This is a genomic window from Pantoea anthophila (genome assembly GCF_026104315.1).
GTDB classification, from domain to species: domain Bacteria; phylum Pseudomonadota; class Gammaproteobacteria; order Enterobacterales; family Enterobacteriaceae; genus Pantoea; species Pantoea anthophila.
Window position 1 is genome coordinate 3,110,472 of sequence record NZ_CP110473.1, and the last position, 18,543, is coordinate 3,129,014.

15 protein-coding genes, 3 tRNA genes and 3 rRNA genes are annotated in these 18,543 nt (G+C 55.2%); 10 read left to right on the forward strand and 11 right to left on the reverse strand.

Features of this window, described 5'->3' with window-relative positions; all coding sequences use genetic code 11:
- The first annotated feature begins 69 nt into the window (after nt 1-69).
- On the forward strand, nt 70-1,446 hold the full coding sequence (gene mltD / locus OJ965_RS17135; RefSeq protein WP_033736400.1) for a murein transglycosylase D: 1,377 nt from the start codon (nt 70-72) through the stop codon (nt 1,444-1,446).
- Nucleotides 1,447-1,519: 73 nt separating this feature from the next.
- On the opposite strand, the gene OJ965_RS17140 is transcribed toward mltD, so the two are convergent.
- Nucleotides 1,520-2,335 carry an endonuclease/exonuclease/phosphatase family protein gene (locus OJ965_RS17140; RefSeq protein ID WP_033736606.1) on the reverse strand — a complete coding sequence of 272 codons (816 nt, stop codon included), beginning with the start codon at nt 2,333-2,335 and terminating at the stop codon, nt 1,520-1,522.
- Nucleotides 2,336-2,591: 256 nt separating this feature from the next.
- On the opposite strand from OJ965_RS17140, the gene yafC reads away from it, so the two are divergent.
- On the forward strand, nt 2,592-3,494 hold the full coding sequence (gene yafC / locus OJ965_RS17145) for a DNA-binding transcriptional regulator YafC (protein WP_009091951.1): 903 nt from the start codon (nt 2,592-2,594) through the stop codon (nt 3,492-3,494).
- Nucleotides 3,495-3,602: 108 nt separating this feature from the next.
- Here the strand turns inward: yafC and OJ965_RS17150 are convergent.
- From OJ965_RS17150 to gmhB, 7 genes are all read right to left on the reverse strand, one after another.
- Nucleotides 3,603-3,679 (reverse strand) — tRNA-Asp (locus OJ965_RS17150).
- Nucleotides 3,680-3,766: 87 nt separating this feature from the next.
- Nucleotides 3,767-3,882, reverse strand: a 5S ribosomal RNA gene (gene rrf, locus OJ965_RS17155).
- Between the two features lie 100 nt (nt 3,883-3,982).
- Nucleotides 3,983-6,888 (reverse strand): 23S ribosomal RNA (locus tag OJ965_RS17160).
- A gap of 202 nt (nt 6,889-7,090) precedes the next feature.
- Nucleotides 7,091-7,166, reverse strand: a tRNA-Ala gene (locus tag OJ965_RS17165).
- A 146-nt stretch (nt 7,167-7,312) separates the two neighbouring features.
- A tRNA-Ile gene (locus tag OJ965_RS17170) sits at nt 7,313-7,389 on the reverse strand.
- Nucleotides 7,390-7,462: 73 nt separating this feature from the next.
- Nucleotides 7,463-9,001: ribosomal RNA gene (locus tag OJ965_RS17175) — 16S ribosomal RNA — on the reverse strand.
- Together the 16S, 23S and 5S rRNA genes with 3 tRNA genes alongside form the textbook arrangement of a ribosomal RNA operon.
- Nucleotides 9,002-9,408: 407 nt before the next feature.
- A complete protein-coding gene (gmhB, locus tag OJ965_RS17180) occupies nt 9,409-9,969 on the reverse strand; it encodes a D-glycero-beta-D-manno-heptose 1,7-bisphosphate 7-phosphatase (RefSeq protein WP_009091953.1) in 561 nt (186 codons plus the stop codon).
- A gap of 189 nt (nt 9,970-10,158) precedes the next feature.
- On the opposite strand from gmhB, the gene metN reads away from it, so the two are divergent.
- From metN to proS, 6 genes are all read left to right on the forward strand, one after another.
- A complete protein-coding gene (gene metN, locus OJ965_RS17185; RefSeq protein WP_111208494.1) occupies nt 10,159-11,190 on the forward strand; it encodes a methionine ABC transporter ATP-binding protein MetN in 1,032 nt (343 codons plus the stop codon).
- Entirely contained in the window at nt 11,183-11,836 is a 654-nt protein-coding gene (locus tag OJ965_RS17190) for a methionine ABC transporter permease MetI (protein WP_009091958.1), read from the forward strand. The genes metN and OJ965_RS17190 overlap by 8 nt, the downstream gene beginning before the upstream one ends.
- Nucleotides 11,837-11,867: 31 nt before the next feature.
- The gene (locus OJ965_RS17195; RefSeq protein WP_009091959.1) at nt 11,868-12,683 is read left to right on the forward strand and encodes a MetQ/NlpA family lipoprotein; all 816 of its coding nucleotides are present in this window, start codon (nt 11,868-11,870) and stop codon (nt 12,681-12,683) included.
- A 128-nt stretch (nt 12,684-12,811) separates the two neighbouring features.
- On the forward strand, nt 12,812-13,210 hold the full coding sequence (rcsF, locus tag OJ965_RS17200) for an Rcs stress response system protein RcsF (RefSeq protein WP_009091960.1): 399 nt from the start codon (nt 12,812-12,814) through the stop codon (nt 13,208-13,210).
- Nucleotides 13,207-13,911 carry a tRNA (N6-threonylcarbamoyladenosine(37)-N6)-methyltransferase TrmO gene (gene tsaA, locus OJ965_RS17205; protein WP_046101271.1) on the forward strand — a complete coding sequence of 235 codons (705 nt, stop codon included), beginning with the start codon at nt 13,207-13,209 and terminating at the stop codon, nt 13,909-13,911. Before rcsF ends, tsaA begins: the two co-directional genes overlap by 4 nt.
- Before the next feature lie 89 nt (nt 13,912-14,000).
- On the forward strand, nt 14,001-15,719 hold the full coding sequence (gene proS, locus OJ965_RS17210; RefSeq protein WP_167429110.1) for a proline--tRNA ligase: 1,719 nt from the start codon (nt 14,001-14,003) through the stop codon (nt 15,717-15,719).
- Nucleotides 15,720-15,799: 80 nt separating this feature from the next.
- Here proS and arfB read toward each other — a convergent pair whose 3' ends face one another.
- Nucleotides 15,800-16,210 (reverse strand): alternative ribosome rescue aminoacyl-tRNA hydrolase ArfB, encoded by a 411-nt coding sequence (gene arfB / locus OJ965_RS17215; protein ID WP_046101269.1) that lies wholly within the window; start codon nt 16,208-16,210, stop codon nt 15,800-15,802.
- 217 nt (nt 16,211-16,427) lie between these two features.
- Between arfB and OJ965_RS17220 the strand changes: the two genes are divergently transcribed.
- Together OJ965_RS17220 and rof are read left to right on the forward strand one after the other, a co-directional pair.
- Nucleotides 16,428-16,625 (forward strand): YaeP family protein, encoded by a 198-nt coding sequence (locus tag OJ965_RS17220; protein ID WP_009091964.1) that lies wholly within the window; start codon nt 16,428-16,430, stop codon nt 16,623-16,625.
- On the forward strand, nt 16,615-16,875 hold the full coding sequence (gene rof / locus OJ965_RS17225) for a Rho-binding antiterminator (RefSeq protein ID WP_009091965.1): 261 nt from the start codon (nt 16,615-16,617) through the stop codon (nt 16,873-16,875). The genes OJ965_RS17220 and rof overlap by 11 nt, the downstream gene beginning before the upstream one ends.
- Before the next feature lie 40 nt (nt 16,876-16,915).
- Here rof and OJ965_RS17230 read toward each other — a convergent pair whose 3' ends face one another.
- A complete protein-coding gene (locus OJ965_RS17230) occupies nt 16,916-17,224 on the reverse strand; it encodes a c-type cytochrome (RefSeq protein WP_046101267.1) in 309 nt (102 codons plus the stop codon).
- Complete coding sequence (tilS, locus tag OJ965_RS17235) at nt 17,221-18,540, reverse strand: tRNA lysidine(34) synthetase TilS (RefSeq protein WP_154928380.1); 1,320 nt, start codon at nt 18,538-18,540, stop codon at nt 17,221-17,223. Before tilS ends, OJ965_RS17230 begins: the two co-directional genes overlap by 4 nt.
- Nucleotides 18,541-18,543: the final 3 nt, after the last annotated feature.

Below are 18,543 nucleotides of genomic sequence, written 5' to 3' on the forward strand. Positions count from 1 at the left end.
TTTCGGGTTGTGTTGTGAAAAGTCGTCACGTATAGTTGCTCGTCTTTTAAGCGAACTATTGACACACACATGAAGGCTAAAGCGATCTTACTCGCCTCAGTCTTGCTGGTAGGATGTCAGGCGTCGAGGAACGATGCCAATATCCCCGAACAGCATGCACAGAGCCTGTCTTCAGCTGGTCAAGGTGAAAATGGAAAGTACGGAGACGAGTTTTTGTCGCCGCGATGGCAGGAAGATGGAACTGGCCTCGCAGCAGACGCAGATCTCTGGAGTTTCATTAGTGACGAGTTGAAGATGGGGATTCCGGAAAACCCGGCAATCCGCGAACAAAAAAGTAAATTTTTAAAAAATAAGAGCTATCTCCACGATGTAACATTACGGGCAGAGCCGTACATGTACTGGATAGTCGAGCAGATACAGAAACGTAAAATGCCGATGGAACTGGTACTGCTACCCATAGTGGAGAGCGCTTTTGACCCTCGCGCAACCTCATCCGCCAATGCCGCTGGTATCTGGCAGATAGTTGCCTCAACGGGTCGAAATTATGGACTGAAACAGAACCAGTATTACGATGGGCGACGGGATGTTGTCGCATCCACACGGGTTGCGCTGGATATGATGCAGCGTCTTAACACCATGTTTGACGGTGACTGGTTATTAACCATTGCCGCATATAACAGTGGTGAGGGACGTGTACTCAAAGCGATAAAACAGAATAAGGCGCGCGGTAAGCCGACTGACTTCTGGCACTTATCGCTGCCACGCGAAACCACGGTGTATGTGCCGAAAATGTTAGCTCTGAGTGAACTGCTCAAACATAACAAGCGTTACGGTATCAAACTGCCGACACCCAACGAAAGTCGTGCACTGGCACGGGTGGAAGTGGGTCAGCAGATACAGCTGACGCAGGCTGCCGAAATGGCAGGTATGTCGCTCACGAAACTGAAGAGTTTCAATACCGGCTACAAAGGCGGTGCAACCGCGCCAAACGGCCCGCACTATATTATGGTGCCGAAGTCGAACGTCGCCAGACTGCGTAACTCACTGGCGTCCGGTGACATCGCAGCGGTACAGCCAACTCAGCTTGCTAAAGCGAGTGCGAGCGGCGGGTACAAGGTGCGACGGGGTGATACGCTCTCGGGTATCGCCGCGAAGCTTGGCGTTAGCGTCTCCACACTGAAGCAGGATAATAACCTGCGCGGTGCCGATATCCGACCGGGTCAGACGCTGACTATCGGTTCGAATGGCACCCGACTGGCTGATAACGGCAATAGCATCACCTATCGTGTTCGTAAGGGTGATTCTCTTGACAGTATTGCACGGCATCACGGCGTCAATATCAAAGACGTGATGCGCTGGAACAGTGTGCTGGACAGCGCGAAAGATATTCAGCCCGGCGATAATTTAACGCTGTTTGTGAATAATAACGCGACACCTGATACCTGATACGTTGAAAAGGCTGACAATTGTCAGCCTTTTTCTTTTATTCATCCGCAGCCCTCTACGCTGTACCCTCGCTTTACTCTTTTCTGTCTGCCCCGGACTCCCGTCCTGAACTGAACTCCACCAGTAAAGGATTATGGTCGGAAGCCCGCGTCACCAGCACTGAGGCCTCACTCACCCTGAGATCGCGATAAAAGACAAAATCCAGCGGGCGACCAAACGCTTTACGGCGGTGGTCGGCAGTGAACATCACCTCTTCCAGCTTCATGCGCTGGGCAAAGCGGTAGAGCGCGTTAATGCGCTGACGGCTCCAGGCATTAAAGTCCCCGGCCATGATCACCGGACCGCGATGATGCATAATCTGCTCCCCTATCGGGCCCAGCTGTTTGCTGTAGACGTCGACGCCCAGGCTGAAGTTAACCGCGTGGATATTCACGACCATCAGCATTTCACCGGTGGGCAGAGGATAGGCCGTGACCAGCGCCGATTTAGCCAGCCTCAGCAGCGGCTCACGCTCACGCAGCGGGCAGCAGTAGACCGGATGGGCAGAAGCGAGCGTCATCACGCCAGAGGGGTGCTGAGGCAGCACAAAGGCGGGAACCTGATCGGCAGCCAGATAATTACTCGTCGCAAACCGTACCAGCTCCGGCGTCGTCTGCGCCTCCTGAAGTAAAACCAGGTGCGCGTCCTTACCAAACCCCTCCAGCACCGACATCCAGTCTGCACGCTGCTGCTTGAAGATGTTCCACACCAGAACCTTAAGATTCGGGTGCGCGGGCAAGGGAGCGCCGGGTGGCAGTGCCTGACCGAGATGGAGCATCGCACCCGGTGGAAAGATCTGTTCCACAGGTTGTCCCGCCACATATCGCATTGCATAAGTTTTTTTGCGCACTTTCCCGCCTGGCTGATGATTCAAAAACAGATAACACCTGTCTGTTATAGGGATTTTAGACCGGGGTTTCAATGGATGCAGGTCAATGTCAGAATTCAGCACCCTTTTCCAGAATAAAACAGCGCCTTTGCAGACGTTGAACAAAACGCGGGGAGGCATGATTCGTGCGGTCATTGCTGACCAGACTTCTATACTGGAACCACAGCACTATCGGCCACCGCGTCGCGCCATCGCCACGTCCGTGCAGGGAGGTTAAATGAAGGCATCTTCTGACGAACTGAAAGTGTTTGTCAGCGTAGTAGAAAGCGGAAGTTTCAGTCGCGCTGCTGAACAGCTGCAGATGGCGAACTCAGCCGTCAGCAGAACGATTAAAAAGCTGGAGAACAAGCTGGGCATCGCCCTGCTCACCCGCACCACCCGGCAGCTGGCACTGACGCAGGAGGGAGAGCGTTATTTCCGTCATGTTCAGCGCTTTTTGCAGGAGATGACGACGGCGGAGAGCGACCTGATTGAGAGCCTGCAGGAGCCAAAAGGCCTTTTGCGCGTTGATGCCGCGACGCCGGTAATTCTGCATTTGCTGATGCCGATGATAAAGCCTTTCCGTGCCCGCTATCCAGGGGTGAGGCTTTCGTTAATCTCCTCGGAAAGTTTTATCAATCTCATTGAGCGAAAAGTGGATATCGCTATCCGCGCCGGTAATCTGACTGATTCTACCCTGCGCGCCCGTCTGCTGTTTAACAGCTTTCGTAAACTGGTTGCGTCGCCCGCCTATCTTCGGGAGCATGGCGTGCCGCACACCGTGGCTGAGCTTGATCGTCATCACTGCCTGGGCTTTGAGGACTCGCCCCGGCTTAATCGCTGGCCCGTCGCCCGTGACAGCGGTGAGCTCTATGATATCGACTGGGCTTTATCCTCCAACAGCGGAGAGACGATTAAACAGCTCTGTCTCACAGGTAATGGTATCGCCTGTCTGTCGGAATATATGATCGATCGTGAAATTGCGGAGGGAACGCTGGTTGAAGTGCTGGCAGATCAACGCCTGCCGGTCGAGATGCCGTTCAATGCGGTTTATTACAGTGATACTGGCGTCAGCCAGCGTGTGCGCGCTTTTATTGACTTCCTCAGCGAGTGGAGTGCTGAACAACCGTGGCGCATCTGAGATGCGCCCAGGTCCGGTGAGGATGCCTGCGTTCAGGGAGGGCTTTCCGGGCAGTATTTGCTGCAATGGAAAAATCCCTGACCGTTAAGTCAGGGCTTTCCAATTAAGTGGCGGAACGGACGGGGCTCGAACCCGCGACCCCCTGCGTGACAGGCAGGTATTCTAACCAACTGAACTACCGCTCCACCGGTTCTTTCACAGCTGTCAGCGGATGGCTGATAGCTGTCTGTTCCTGTTGTTTTCCTTGTCAGGGGAAAAGGAACTAATTTGATGCCTGGCAGTTCCCTACTCTCGCATGGGGAGGCCCCACACTACCATCGGCGCTACGGCGTTTCACTTCTGAGTTCGGCATGGGGTCAGGTGGGACCACCGCGCTAAAGCCGCCAGGCAAATCTTGGTGCACGAAACGAAAAAATCTTCGCTTCTGCTTATTCTTTATCCGTCACAAACTGAAAATCGTGTCTCTCAAAAAACGCCTCTGGCGTTGTAAGGTTAAGCCTCACGGGTCATTAGTACCGGTTAGCTCAACGCATCGCTGCGCTTACACACCCGGCCTATCAACGTCGTCGTCTTCAACGTCCCTTCAGGACCCTCAAGGGGTCAGGGAGAACTCATCTCGGGGCAAGTTTCGTGCTTAGATGCTTTCAGCACTTATCTTTTCCGCACTTAGCTACCGGGCAGTGCCATTGGCATGACAACCCGAACACCAGTGGTGCGTTCACTCCGGTCCTCTCGTACTAGGAGCAACCCCCCTCAATTCTCCAGCGCCCACGGCGAGATAGGGACCGAACTGTCTCACGACGTTCTAAACCCAGCTCGCGTACCACTTTAAACGGCGAACAGCCGTACCCTTGGGACCTACTTCAGCCCCAGGATGTGATGAGCCGACATCGAGGTGCCAAACACCGCCGTCGATATGAACTCTTGGGCGGTATCAGCCTGTTATCCCCGGAGTACCTTTTATCCGTTGAGCGATGGCCCTTCCATTCAGAACCACCGGATCACTATGACCTGCTTTCGCACCTGCTCGAGCCGTCACTCTCGCAGTCAAGCCAGCTTATGCCATTGCACTAACCTCACGATGTCCGACCGTGATTAGCTGACCTTCGTGCTCCTCCGTTACTCTTTGGGAGGAGACCGCCCCAGTCAAACTACCCACCAGACACTGTCCGCACCCCGGATCACGGGGCCACGTTAGAACATCAAACATTAAAGGGTGGTATTTCAAGGATGGCTCCACGCAGACTGGCGTCCGCGCTTCAAAGCCTCCCACCTATCCTACACATCAAGGCTCAATGTTCAGTGTCAAGCTGTAGTAAAGGTTCACGGGGTCTTTCCGTCTTGCCGCGGGTACACTGCATCTTCACAGCGAGTTCAATTTCACTGAGTCTCGGGTGGAGACAGCCTGGCCATCATTACGCCATTCGTGCAGGTCGGAACTTACCCGACAAGGAATTTCGCTACCTTAGGACCGTTATAGTTACGGCCGCCGTTTACCGGGGCTTCGATCAAGAGCTTCTCCTTACGGATAACCCCATCAATTAACCTTCCGGCACCGGGCAGGCGTCACACCGTATACGTCCACTTTCGTGTTTGCACAGTGCTGTGTTTTTAATAAACAGTTGCAGCCAGCTGGTATCTTCGACTGGCTTCAGCTCCGGGAGCAAGTCCCTTCACCTACGCGCCAGCGTGCCTTCTCCCGAAGTTACGGCACCATTTTGCCTAGTTCCTTCACCCGAGTTCTCTCAAGCGCCTTGGTATTCTCTACCTGACCACCTGTGTCGGTTTGGGGTACGATTCTGTGTTACCTGATGCTTAGAGGCTTTTCCCGGAAGCAGGGCATTTATCACTTCAGCACCGTAGTGCCTCGTCGTCACGCCTCAGCGTTAAAAGAGTCCGGATTTACCTGGACCCTCCGCCTACACGCTTAAACCGGGACAACCGTCGCCCGGCTGATATAGCCTTCTCCGTCCCCCTTCGCAGTAACACCGAGTACAGGAATATTAACCTGTTTCCCATCGACTACGCCTTTCGGCCTCGCCTTAGGGGTCGACTCACCCTGCTCCGATTAACGTTGAACAGGAACCCTTGGTCTTCCGGCGAGCGGGCTTTTCACCCGCTTTATCGTTACTTATGTCAGCATTCGCACTTCTGATACCTCCAGCATGCCTCACAGCACACCTTCGACGGCTTACAGAACGCTCCCCTACCCAACAACACATAGTGTCGCTGCCGCAGCTTCGGTGCATGGTTTAGCCCCGTTACATCTTCCGCGCAGGCCGACTCGACCAGTGAGCTATTACGCTTTCTTTAAATGATGGCTGCTTCTAAGCCAACATCCTGGCTGTCTGTGCCTTCCCACATCGTTTCCCACTTAACCATGACTTTGGGACCTTAGCTGGCGGTCTGGGTTGTTTCCCTCTTCACGACGGACGTTAGCACCCGCCGTGTGTCTCCCGTGATAACATTCTCCGGTATTCGCAGTTTGCATCGGGTTGGTAAGCCGGGATGGCCCCCTAGCCGAAACAGTGCTCTACCCCCGGAGATGAGTTCACGAGGCGCTACCTAAATAGCTTTCGGGGAGAACCAGCTATCTCCCGGTTTGATTGGCCTTTCACCCCCAGCCACAGGTCATCCGCTAATTTTTCAACATTAGTCGGTTCGGTCCTCCAGTTAGTGTTACCCAACCTTCAACCTGCCCATGGCTGAGATCACCGGGTTTCGGGTCTATACCCTGCAACTTAACGCCCAGTTAAGACTCGGTTTCCCTGCGGCTCCCCTATACGGTTAACCTTGCTACAGAATATAAGTCGCTGACCCATTATACAAAAGGTACGCAGTCACACCACAAGGGTGCTCCCACTGCTTGTACGTACACGGTTTCAGGTTCTGTTTCACTCCCCTCGCCGGGGTTCTTTTCGCCTTTCCCTCACGGTACTGGTTCACTATCGGTCAGTCAGGAGTATTTAGCCTTGGAGGATGGTCCCCCCATATTCAGACAGGATACCACGTGTCCCGCCTTACTCATCGAGCTCACAGCGCGTGTGCTTTTGTGTACGGGAGTATCACCCTGTACCCTGCGACTTTCCAGACGCTTCCACTAACACACATGCTGATTCAGGCTCTGGGCTGCTCCCCGTTCGCTCGCCGCTACTGGGGGAATCTCGGTTGATTTCTTTTCCTCGGGGTACTTAGATGTTTCAGTTCCCCGGTTCGCCTTGCAGCACTATGTATTCATGCTGCAATGATGCACTGAGTGCACCGGGTTTCCCCCATTCGGACATCGACGGCTGTAGCGGTTCATATCACCTTACCGTCGCTTTACGCAGATTAGCACGTCCTTCATCGCCTCTGACTGCCAGGGCATCCACCGTGTACGCTTAGTCGCTTAACCTCACAACCCACAGGCGTTTTCACGCTGCAGACTGTAAGCATTTGAGAGACTCGGACATGTCGTCATTTCATTCTTATTACGGAGAATGAACGCGCCATGTCGTTTCAATTTTCAGCTTGTTCCGGATTGTTAAAGAGCATAATACGTCACAGCACACCGTCGCCGGTACGCTCTGAGGTATTTCAGAAAAATACAGCAAGTATGGTGGAGCTAAGCGGGATCGAACCGCTGACCTCCTGCGTGCAAGGCAGGCGCTCTCCCAGCTGAGCTATAGCCCCATACAGTTACTGCAGAGACCACTACTACCACTCAACCGAGTTACATTCTTCATGAGAAGGATGCAATTTCTTTTCAGGCAAGGCATGCGGAAGGGACGTTTACTCAGGTAAACGACCGCGCGCATAACGCAGCATGAGAAGAAATTTGGTAGGCCTGAGTGGACTTGAACCACCGACCTCACCCTTATCAGGGGTGCGCTCTAACCACCTGAGCTACAAGCCTGTAGAGGTTTTTTCTGCTCGTGACTTTTTATCAGACAATCTGTGTGAGCACTGCGCGGGAAGGTATCTTCAGGTAAGGAGGTGATCCAACCGCAGGTTCCCCTACGGTTACCTTGTTACGACTTCACCCCAGTCATGAATCACAAAGTGGTAAGCGCCCTCCCGAAGGTTAAGCTACCTACTTCTTTTGCAACCCACTCCCATGGTGTGACGGGCGGTGTGTACAAGGCCCGGGAACGTATTCACCGTGGCATTCTGATCCACGATTACTAGCGATTCCGACTTCACGGAGTCGAGTTGCAGACTCCGATCCGGACTACGACGCACTTTGTGAGGTCCGCTTGCTCTCGCGAGGTCGCTTCTCTTTGTATGCGCCATTGTAGCACGTGTGTAGCCCTACTCGTAAGGGCCATGATGACTTGACGTCATCCCCACCTTCCTCCGGTTTATCACCGGCAGTCTCCTTTGAGTTCCCGACCGAATCGCTGGCAACAAAGGATAAGGGTTGCGCTCGTTGCGGGACTTAACCCAACATTTCACAACACGAGCTGACGACAGCCATGCAGCACCTGTCTCAGAGTTCCCGAAGGCACCAAAGCATCTCTGCTAAGTTCTCTGGATGTCAAGAGTAGGTAAGGTTCTTCGCGTTGCATCGAATTAAACCACATGCTCCACCGCTTGTGCGGGCCCCCGTCAATTCATTTGAGTTTTAACCTTGCGGCCGTACTCCCCAGGCGGTCGACTTAACGCGTTAGCTCCGGAAGCCACTCCTCAAGGGAACAACCTCCAAGTCGACATCGTTTACGGCGTGGACTACCAGGGTATCTAATCCTGTTTGCTCCCCACGCTTTCGCACCTGAGCGTCAGTCTTCGTCCAGGGGGCCGCCTTCGCCACCGGTATTCCTCCAGATCTCTACGCATTTCACCGCTACACGGAATTCTACCCCCTCTACGAGACTCAAGCCTGCCAGTTTCAAATGCAGTTCCCAGGTTAAGCCCGGGGATTTCACATCTGACTTAACAGACCGCCTGCGTGCGCTTTACGCCCAGTAATTCCGATTAACGCTTGCACCCTCCGTATTACCGCGGCTGCTGGCACGGAGTTAGCCGGTGCTTCTTCTGCGGGTAACGTCAATCGGCGAGGTTATTAACCTCACCGCCTTCCTCCCCGCTGAAAGTACTTTACAACCCGAAGGCCTTCTTCATACACGCGGCATGGCTGCATCAGGCTTGCGCCCATTGTGCAATATTCCCCACTGCTGCCTCCCGTAGGAGTCTGGACCGTGTCTCAGTTCCAGTGTGGCTGGTCATCCTCTCAGACCAGCTAGGGATCGTCGCCTAGGTGGGCCATTACCCCGCCTACTAGCTAATCCCATCTGGGTTCATCCGATAGTGAGAGGCCCGAAGGTCCCCCTCTTTGGTCTTGCGACGTTATGCGGTATTAGCCACCGTTTCCAGTGGTTATCCCCCTCTATCGGGCAGATCCCCAGACATTACTCACCCGTCCGCCACTCGTCACCCAAGGAGCAAGCTCCTCTGTGCTACCGTCCGACTTGCATGTGTTAGGCCTGCCGCCAGCGTTCAATCTGAGCCATGATCAAACTCTTCAATTTAAAGTTTGATTTGCTGAAACGAGTTCAGCGGTGCTCATCTGTAAAACGTCATAATGAATTTCATTATGTGTTCACTCGTGAGGCTTTGATATTTTTGTGCGTCCAAAGACGCTGATATCAATCCTGCGAGTGCCCACACAGATTGTCTGATAAATTGTTAAAGAGCAGTGCGAACAGTGCGTTAGCGTCCTGTCGCGAGGTGGCGTATATTACGCTTTCCTCCTTCAGAGTCAACCTCTTTTTTCAGAAGTTTTTCTCCGGCGGCTCAGTCTCCTGAACCTTCAACCCGTTTCCCGTTGCCGGTGTGCCGTGTCGATGGAGGCGCATTATAGGGAGCGGTTCAGATAGCGCAAGTGCAAATTAAGACTTTTTTTCCGTTCGTCTGAAATTTGCACAAAAGCGCCCTTTTATGCCTGTTTAATGCGCGCTGGCAGTGCAGCCAGGCTATCGATGACCCAGTCAGCGGCGGCTTCCCCTTCAGCGGTCACCGGTTTACCGCTACGCACCAGAACTTTGGTACCGACACCGGCAGCCTGCCCTGCCAGCATATCCTCCAGCTTGTCACCCACCATATAAGAAGCTGCCATATCAATATTCAGCTCTTGCTGAGCCATCACGAGCATACCCGGCTGAGGTTTACGGCAGTCGCACGCCTGACGATACTCTGCAACGGCGGCGTCGGGGTGGTGCGGGCAGAAATAGATGCCGTCCAGATCAACGTCGCGATCGGCCAGCGACCAGTCCATCCATTCGGTGAGCTGCATAAAGGTGTCTTCAGTAAACATACCGCGCGCGATGCCAGACTGATTGGTCACGACCACCAGCGCATACCCCATCGCCTTCAGTTGCTGCAGCGCTTCAATGGTGCCGTCAATAAACTGAAAGTTATCGATCTCATGGACATAGCCATTATCGACATTAAGGGTGCCATCACGATCAAGAAAAATAGCGGGGACTTTATTCGCCACGTAGAAACTCCTGCTGTAAAAATTGCCGATCAGTATCGCATGATTGCTGTGAAAGGGAGAATGTCAGATTGAATCACTTCCATTGATTCAGACGTCTGGATGCCTTACCATCCATCCAGCTTTTACCCTTAATAAAAGCAACGAGGCTTCCCACACCACGGACAACGCAACACGATAATAAATAACCTAATGATTAAACTCGAAAATATCACCAAAGTGTTCCAGCAGGGTACGCGCACCATTTCGGCGTTGAAGGACGTCAGCCTGCACGTGCCTGCCGGACAGATTTATGGCGTTATCGGTGCTTCCGGTGCCGGTAAAAGTACGCTGATTCGGTGCGTTAACCTGCTGGAACGTCCGACATCAGGCCGTGTGCTGGTCGACGGTGCTGACCTGACCGCACTCAGCGAACGTCAGCTGACTCAGGCCCGTCGTCAGATTGGCATGATCTTCCAGCACTTCAACCTGATGACCTCCCGGACCGTCGCGGGCAATGTCTCCCTGCCGCTGGAGCTGGGAAATCTCTCCCGTGAACAGATCAACGCTCGCGTCACAGAACTGCTGGAACTGGTGGGATTAGCCGATAAGCACGATGCCTGGCCTGCGAACCTGTCGGGTGGACAGAAGCAGCGCGTTGCGATTGCCCGTGCGCTGGCCAGCAATCCAAAAGTGCTGCTGTGTGATGAAGCCACCAGCGCTCTGGACCCGGCGACAACCCGTTCTATTCTGGAGCTGCTGAAGGACATTAACCGCCGGCTTGGCCTGACGATTCTGCTCATCACCCATGAAATGGATGTGGTGAAGCGTATCTGCGACCAGGTGGCTGTCATCAGTCAGGGTGAGCTGATTGAGAAAGATAGCGTCAGTGAGGTCTTCTCGCATCCTAAGACGCCGCTGGCTCAGCAGTTCATTCAGTCTACCCTGCATCTGGATATCCCGGATGATTATCAGCAGCGCCTGTCAGCCACTGCCGCTGAGAACAGCGTGCCCTTGCTGCGACTGGAATTTACCGGCAAATCGGTTGACGCGCCGCTGCTTTCCGAAGCCGCACGGCGTTATAACGTGAATAACAACATTATCAGTGCGCAGATGGATTACGCCGGCGGCGTGAAGTTTGGCATTATGCTGGCCGAAATGCACGGCACTGAAAGCGATACCCGCGAGGCGATAGCCTGGCTGCAGGAGAATCATGTGAAAGTAGAGGTGCTGGGTTATGTCTGAAGCGATGATGTGGTTGCTGGGACGGGGCGTGTGGGAAACGCTGATGATGACCTTTGTCTCCGGCTTTTTTGGTTTTGTACTGGGTCTGCCAGTCGGCGTTCTGCTTTATGTCACCCGTCCGGGACAGATTCTGCAGAATCAGGGGCTCTATCGCGTGCTCTCCGCGCTGGTGAATATCTTCCGCTCCATTCCGTTCATTATCTTACTGGTCTGGATGATTCCTTTTACCCGCGTGATTGTCGGCACCTCCATCGGACTGCAGGCGGCAATCGTCCCGCTGACCGTTGGCGCCGCCCCCTTTATCGCCCGTATGGTGGAAAATGCCCTGCTGGAACTGCCTACCGGCCTGATTGAAGCGTCACGTGCCATGGGTGCCACGCCGATGCAGATCGTTCGCAAGGTGCTGCTGCCGGAAGCGATGCCGGGTCTGGTGAACGCCGCGACGATCACCCTGATTACCCTGGTAGGTTACTCTGCCATGGGCGGCGCGGTCGGTGCCGGTGGTCTGGGTCAGATCGGTTATCAGTATGGTTATATCGGATATAACGCCACCGTGATGAATACGGTATTGGTGTTGTTAGTGGTTTTGGTGTATCTCATTCAGTTCTGTGGCGACCGCATCGTACGTGCTGTGTCCCATAAGTAAGCCAGCAATATCACATTATTAAGGAAAGGATATGTCTTTCAAATTCAAAAAAATTGCCGCTGTGGGTGCACTGATTGGCGCGATTGCGCTGGCAGGATGCGATCAAAAAGAGAAAGATGCGAACCACATCAAAGTGGGCGTGATTGTCGGCGCTGAACAGCAGGTTGCTGAAGCCGCGCAGAAAGTCGCGAAAGAGAAGTATGGTCTGGACGTTGAGCTGGTTACCTTCAACGATTACGTTCTGCCGAATGAGGCACTGAGCAAAGGCGATATCGACGTTAACGCCTTCCAGCACAAACCTTATCTGGATCAGCAGATCAAAGATCGCGGCTACAAACTGGTTTCCGTCGGTAACTCTTTCGTTTACCCGATTGCGGGCTACTCGAAAAAGATCAAATCGCTGGATGAGTTGCAGGATGGCGCTCAGATCGCGATTCCAAACGATCCGACTAACCTGGGACGTTCGCTGCTGCTGCTGCAGAAAGCCGGCCTGATTAAACTGAAAGAGGGCACAGGCCTGCTGCCAACCTCGCTGGATATCACTGAGAATCCAAAGCATCTGAAAATTGTTGAGCTGGAAGCGCCACAGCTGCCCCGCTCACTGGACGATCAGCAGATCGCCCTGGCGGTCATCAATACCACCTATGCCAGCCAGATCGGCCTGACCCCGACTAAAGATGGGATTTTCGTCGAAGATAAAGATTCACCTTATGTGAACCTGATTGTCGCGCGCGAAGATAACAAAGATGCGGAAAACGTGAAGAAGTTCGTTCAGGCTTACCAGTCTGACGAAGTTAACGAAGCCGCCAACAAAGTCTTTAACGGCGGTGCAGTTAAAGGCTGGTAAGTCAGCCGACATTCTCCCCAGGGGCGGCGCTATGCCGCCCTTTCTGTTACAGCCTGCCCTGCCCGACTTGTTATTTATTCCTGTCCTTGTTTCAATAACGCCACTTTTGGAAACCTGAGGATGTTGCCATGCGTTTTTTACCGCTCGGCTTGTTAGCATTGATGCTGACAGGGTGTGTTCATGAGTATCACCCGATAACCAGCGCACCGTCCAGGCCGCAGCACTCCACTGAACCGACCCGCAAACCCGCTGCCCGCCCCGCACCAGTTAAGCTCTACACGGATGCCGCCGATCTGGTCAGCAAACCGTTCCGCGATCTGGGTGAAGTCTCTGCTGAGGATTGCCAGATCAGCAATCAGAACTCGCCCGCTAACATCGCCACGGCCCGTAAACGTCTGCAGATCCGGGCGTCACAGATGAAAGCCAATGCGGTGCTGCTGCACAAGTGTGAAATTGTGACGGGTACGCCAGGGTGCTACCGTCAGGCAGTGTGTCAGGGCTCGGCATTGAAAGTCAGCAATCAATGAGTGAATTCACCTTTGCGCAGATTGGGGTCATCCGCTCGCCGTGGAAAGAGAAGTTTGCCGTGCCGCGTCAGCCAGGGCTGGTGCAGGATGGCGGCGGAGAACTGCACCTGCTGCCCCCGTACAATCAGCCGGAAGCGGTTCGCGGACTGGAAGCGTTCAGTCACCTCTGGCTGCTGTTTGTCTTTCATCAGACGATGGCAGGCGGCTGGCGTCCCACGGTTCGCCCTCCCCGACTGGGCGGCAATGCGCGCATGGGTGTCTTTGCAACCCGTTCAACGTTTCGTCCCAACCCGATTGGCATGTCGCTGGTCGAGCTGAAAGAGATCAGGCTTGAGAAGCAGCAGGTGATCCTGCAGCTTGGCAGTCTGGATCTGGTCGATGGCACCCCCATCGTGGATATCAAACCCTATCTGCCTTTTGCCGAAGCGCTGCCCGAAGCCCGGGCGGGATTTGCCCAGGCAGCACCGGCGGCCACGATGCCGGTGCGCTTCTCCGCGCTGGCGCAGGTGCAGCTGCAACAGCATGCCCGCTATCCCCATCTGGCGCGTTTTATCCGTGACGTGCTGGCGCAGGATCCCCGTCCCGCTTACCGTCAGGGCCAGGCAGAGGAGCGGGAATATGCGGCCTGGCTGATGGATTTTAATGTACGCTGGCGCATTGACGATGCCGGGACAGAAGTGATCGCTATCGACCCGCGTTAAAACCCGCTTTTGAGCCAGTGATCTCACTGGTACACTAGCCGCCAGCAAATTTCTGTCTGTGACTTTCCGATCAATTGGAACCGTAATCAATGCGTACTACTCAATATCTGCTCTCTACTCAGAAAGAGACGCCTTCCGACGCCGAAGTGATCAGCCACCAGCTGATGCTGCGCGCCGGTATGATCCGCAAACTGGCTTCTGGCTTGTACACCTGGTTGCCGACCGGGGTTCGCGTGCTGAAAAAAGTCGAAAATATCGTGCGCGAAGAGATGAACAACGCGGGTGCGGTTGAGATTTTAATGCCGGTCGTGCAGCCTGCCGACCTGTGGCAGGAGAGCGGTCGCTGGGAGGAGTATGGCCCGGAGCTGTTACGTATTGCCGACCGCCACGAACGTCCGTTTGTGCTGGGCCCGACGCATGAAGAGGTGGTCACCGACCTGATCCGTAATGAGCTGAGCTCTTATAAGCAGCTGCCACTGAACCTCTATCAGATCCAGACCAAATTCCGTGACGAAGTGCGTCCGCGCTTTGGCGTGATGCGTTCGCGCGAATTCACCATGAAAGATGCCTACTCTTTCCACGTGTCGCAGGAATCGCTGCAGGAAACCTATGATGCGATGTACCGCGCCTACAGCCAGATCTTCAGCCGTATGGGCCTGGATTTCCGTGCCGTACAGGCCGACACCGGCTCTATTGGTGGCAGTGCATCACACGAGTTCCAGGTGCTGGCCCAGAGCGGTGAAGACGATGTGATCTTCTCAACCGATTCTGATTACGCCGCCAACATCGAGCTGGCCGAAGCCGTCGCACCAGCCGGTGAACGCGCTGCGCCGTCGCAGGCGATGCAGCTGGTTGAGACGCCAGACGCAAAAACCATCGCGGAGCTGGTTGAGCAATTTGGTGTGCCGGTTGAGAAAACCGTGAAAACGCTGATTGTTAAAGGGGCGGAAGAGAGCGGTCATGCGCTGGTTGCCCTGCTGGTTCGTGGCGATCATCAGCTGAACGAAATCAAAGCAGAGAAGTCAGCTATCGTGGCGTCACCGCTGGTCTTCGCGACTGAAGAAGAGATTCGCGCGGCAGTGGGTGCAGGTCCGGGTTCAATCGGGCCGGTCGGCCTGCAGATGCCGATCATCGCAGACCGTACCGTCGCGAAGATGAGTGACTTCAGCGCCGGTGCTAACGTCGATGGTAAGCACTACTTCGGCATTAACTGGGAGCGCGATCTGCCGCTGGCCACCGTTGCGGATATCCGTAACGTGGTTGAAGGCGATCTGAGCCCGGATGGCAAAGGCACACTGCAGATTAAGCGCGGCATCGAAGTGGGTCACATTTTCCAGCTCGGCACGAAATATTCGGACGCGCTGAAAGCCTCTGTTCAGGGCGAAGATGGCCGCAACCAGATAATGAGCATGGGCTGCTACGGTATCGGCATCACCCGTGTTGTCGCTGCGGCGATCGAGCAGAACCATGACGAGCGCGGCATCATCTGGCCGGCGGCACTGGCTCCATTTGAGGTCGCGATTCTGCCCATGAATATGCAGAAATCCTTCCGGGTGAAAGAGCTGGCGGAAGAGCTGTATGCCACGCTGCGCGCGAAAGGCGTCGACGTGATTCTGGATGACCGTAAAGAGCGTCCGGGCGTGATGTTCGCTGATATGGAACTGATCGGTGTGCCACACACCATTGTCATTGGCGATCGCAATCTCGATAATCAGGAGATTGAGTACAAATCACGTCGTGCCGGTGAGAAGCAGATGATTAAGCAGGATGAGATCGTCGATTTCCTGCTGAAGGCGCTGAATAAGTAAGTTCTCAGCGCGGGCTGGAACTCTTCGCGGCCCGCCCCTGAAGCTATAAGCACTCAAACGCCCCGCCTGCGGGGCGTTTTTTATTGCACTCTGCCGCGCATCGCTTTGGTACTGCTGCGGCGCGCTTTTCCTTCCAGTCGTCGCTCTTTTGACGCGCGGGTCGGCCGCGTGGCGCGACGCACTTTTTCGACCGTGCTCAGTTCGCGGATCAGATTGAGCAGCCGTTGCAGCGCGGCTTCGCGATTCATCTCCTGACTGCGGTACTCCTGCGCCTTGATCACCACGACGCCTTCAGCAGTGATCAGATGATGGCTGGCGGTAAGCAGTCGCTCTTTATAGAAGGCAGGCAGTGAAGAGGCGGCAATGTCAAAACGCAGATGGATAGCCGTGCTGGCTTTATTGACATGTTGCCCACCCGCTCCCTGAGCGCGTATCGCCGTCAGCTCAATCTCACTGTTCGGGATCTCAACCGAACGGGACAGCATAATCATCGCTCTCCTCTCCCCTGCTTCATGACCTTTACCTCTGATAACCTGTTCATCAACTTAACCTTTTGTGCGATCCCGCGTTGCGCGGCAGCCAGCGGAATCTGTCACTTTAGCAGTGTTTTACGTGCTGTTCCTGCTTTACACAGGCTGATTTCCTGTAAATGGCTATGGTATAGTCGCCAGTTAATCAGAGTATCTACGCTCTGCCGAGGAGGATCATGTGCAAAATTATTGTGAGTTAGTTCGCCGCAAATATGCCGAAATCGGTAGCGGAGATTTAGGTTACATACCGGATGCGATTGGCTGCGCATTGAAGGCACTTGATGATATTGCCGCAAATAGTGAGCTAAACTCTTCTGTCAGGGAACAGGCGGCCTACGCCGCTGCTAACTTATTGGTGAGCGACTATGTTGATTAATGAAGCGTACCACCCCATCAATTGCGATGATTACGATAACCTGGAACTCGCCTGTCAGAAAAACTGGATGCTGTCACTGGACATGAAAGATGGCGAGCAGCTGAAGGCAAAGGCGAAAGAGATTTTTTCACGTAAGAACGTGGAATATCTGGCTATCGATCTCTCCGGTGAACATCGCGAGTTACGTCTCGACCACATCGCCAGCTTTACCCATCCCGAGCTGGGCACGGTGGTTGTCAGCGCAGAGTAATTCACTCCTTCCGGGCGGGACATCCCCGCCCCTGTCACACTCAGGGCTGCAGCGAACTGTAATACGCCGCCAGATCCGCCATATCGTCATCACTTAATCCCGCAACAAACGCCTTCATGACCTCAGCCTGACCCCCGCTGCGCTCGCCCTTTTTATAAGCCTGCAGCGCATGTTCAAGATACGGGGCGTGCTGCCCGGCCAGACTGGGATAAAGCGGCACGGTCGCCTTGCCTTCCGCGCCATGACAAGCCATACAGCTGCCCGCTTTCTCTGCGCCACGCTGCGCATCGCCGGCGGCCCAGGCCGGTAATACAGCGGCCATCAGGGCGCCGATCAGCCACGTTTTCATTGTTCAGCTCCTGTGCAGGCGGCCCTGTCCCAGACAATCTGCCAGCCCTGCTCATCGCATGCCGCACCCTCCCGGGTGATAAAAAGATCCGGAACACAGACCAGCGTCTGATTATAAAAAATTAGCGGCAGCCGCTCGCGCTGCCATGGAGGAATATGCAGTGCCTGCCAGAGCTTCTTCATCTCCCGTCCCCCTTCCCGCCCCACCAGATGCACCTGGCCCTGCGCGTGAAATCGCACGCTGACCTGCTCGTCGGGCTGCGGATGGCGCAACAGGCTCTGCGTCTGGCTGGCACGCAGCGTGCCGAGGCTTTGCGGCAGCGTCAGCGGCTGGCAGCGATCGGGCCACGCCAGCACCGTGTCGCGTAGCGAACTGCGCACCGGCAGCCAGTAGAGCTGCTGCCGGTATCGCCGCAGTTCCGCCTGACCGAATCGCAGACGAGGCTGCGCATCCTCACGACTCGCCATCACCTCATTGCGGATGCGCTGCAGCGCGTCGCGGGAGGGCATCGCTCCGCCCTGTCCGGCGATCCAGCGACGCAGTAAGGCGTTAGCGCGCGGCTCACTCATCGTCATCAGCGGCGGAAAGTGCAGACTGCCATCCGGCTGGACGCGCTCAGCCAGCTCTCCGGCAAGAAGTTCATCCAGCAGCTGCTCCTGCTCACTGCACAGGGCTGCGCTTCGGGCGGTCGCCTCGGCAAAGTGAGGCCAGCGCTGAGAGAGTTCAGGCAGCAGCCGCTGACGCAGAAAGTTACGGTCGTAGCGCAGATCCTGATTACTCTCGTCTTCGATCCACACCAGCTGATGGGCATGAGCATAGGCTTCAAGCGACTGTCGCGACTGATTAAGCAGAGGACGTAACAGCCGATGGGAACCCAGCCTGCGCACTGCGGGCATGGCCGCCAGCCCAGCCGGACCGCTGCCGCGCTTCAGCGCCAGCATAAAGGTTTCACACTGATCATCGAGATGCTGCGCCGTCAGTAGTTGTTCGTCCGGCTGCAGCGCCGCGCCCAGCGCCTGATAACGGGCGGTGCGTGCCGCCGCTTCAATGCCCTTTTCACTGCCGTCAACGGTGACGTGCAGCACGTCACACGTCAGCTGCCACTGTTCGCATATCGCCTGGCAGTGGGCCGCCCAGCGGTCAGCATTCGGGCTGAGTCCGTGGTGAACATGCAGCGCCCGCAGGCGCGCCTGAGGATGCTGCTGCTGCCAGTCGCGAAGCTGATGCAGCAGCACGGTGGAGTCAAGTCCGCCGCTGAACGCGACCACCAGGGCAGCGTCCGGTTGCAGCAGTGAGTCAAAAGCGGGCAAAGACATCGC

Excerpts from the sequence above, each read along its gene's own strand:
- mltD (WP_033736400.1), top strand. The coding sequence starts at position 70 with ATGAAGGCTAAAGCGATCTTACTCGCCTCAGTCTTGCTGGTAGGATGT.
- yafC (WP_009091951.1), top strand. The coding sequence starts at position 2,592 with ATGAAGGCATCTTCTGACGAACTGAAAGTGTTTGTCAGCGTAGTAGAA.
- metN (WP_111208494.1), top strand. The coding sequence starts at position 10,159 with ATGATTAAACTCGAAAATATCACCAAAGTGTTCCAGCAGGGTACGCGC.
- OJ965_RS17190 (WP_009091958.1), top strand. The coding sequence starts at position 11,183 with ATGTCTGAAGCGATGATGTGGTTGCTGGGACGGGGCGTGTGGGAAACG.
- OJ965_RS17195 (WP_009091959.1), top strand. The coding sequence starts at position 11,868 with ATGTCTTTCAAATTCAAAAAAATTGCCGCTGTGGGTGCACTGATTGGC.
- rcsF (WP_009091960.1), top strand. The coding sequence starts at position 12,812 with ATGCGTTTTTTACCGCTCGGCTTGTTAGCATTGATGCTGACAGGGTGT.
- tsaA (WP_046101271.1), top strand. The coding sequence starts at position 13,207 with ATGAGTGAATTCACCTTTGCGCAGATTGGGGTCATCCGCTCGCCGTGG.
- proS (WP_167429110.1), top strand. The coding sequence starts at position 14,001 with ATGCGTACTACTCAATATCTGCTCTCTACTCAGAAAGAGACGCCTTCC.
- arfB (WP_046101269.1), bottom strand. The coding sequence starts at position 16,210 with ATGATTATGCTGTCCCGTTCGGTTGAGATCCCGAACAGTGAGATTGAG.
- rof (WP_009091965.1), top strand. The coding sequence starts at position 16,615 with ATGTTGATTAATGAAGCGTACCACCCCATCAATTGCGATGATTACGAT.
- OJ965_RS17230 (WP_046101267.1), bottom strand. The coding sequence starts at position 17,224 with ATGAAAACGTGGCTGATCGGCGCCCTGATGGCCGCTGTATTACCGGCC.
- tilS (WP_154928380.1), bottom strand. The coding sequence starts at position 18,540 with ATGTCTTTGCCCGCTTTTGACTCACTGCTGCAACCGGACGCTGCCCTG.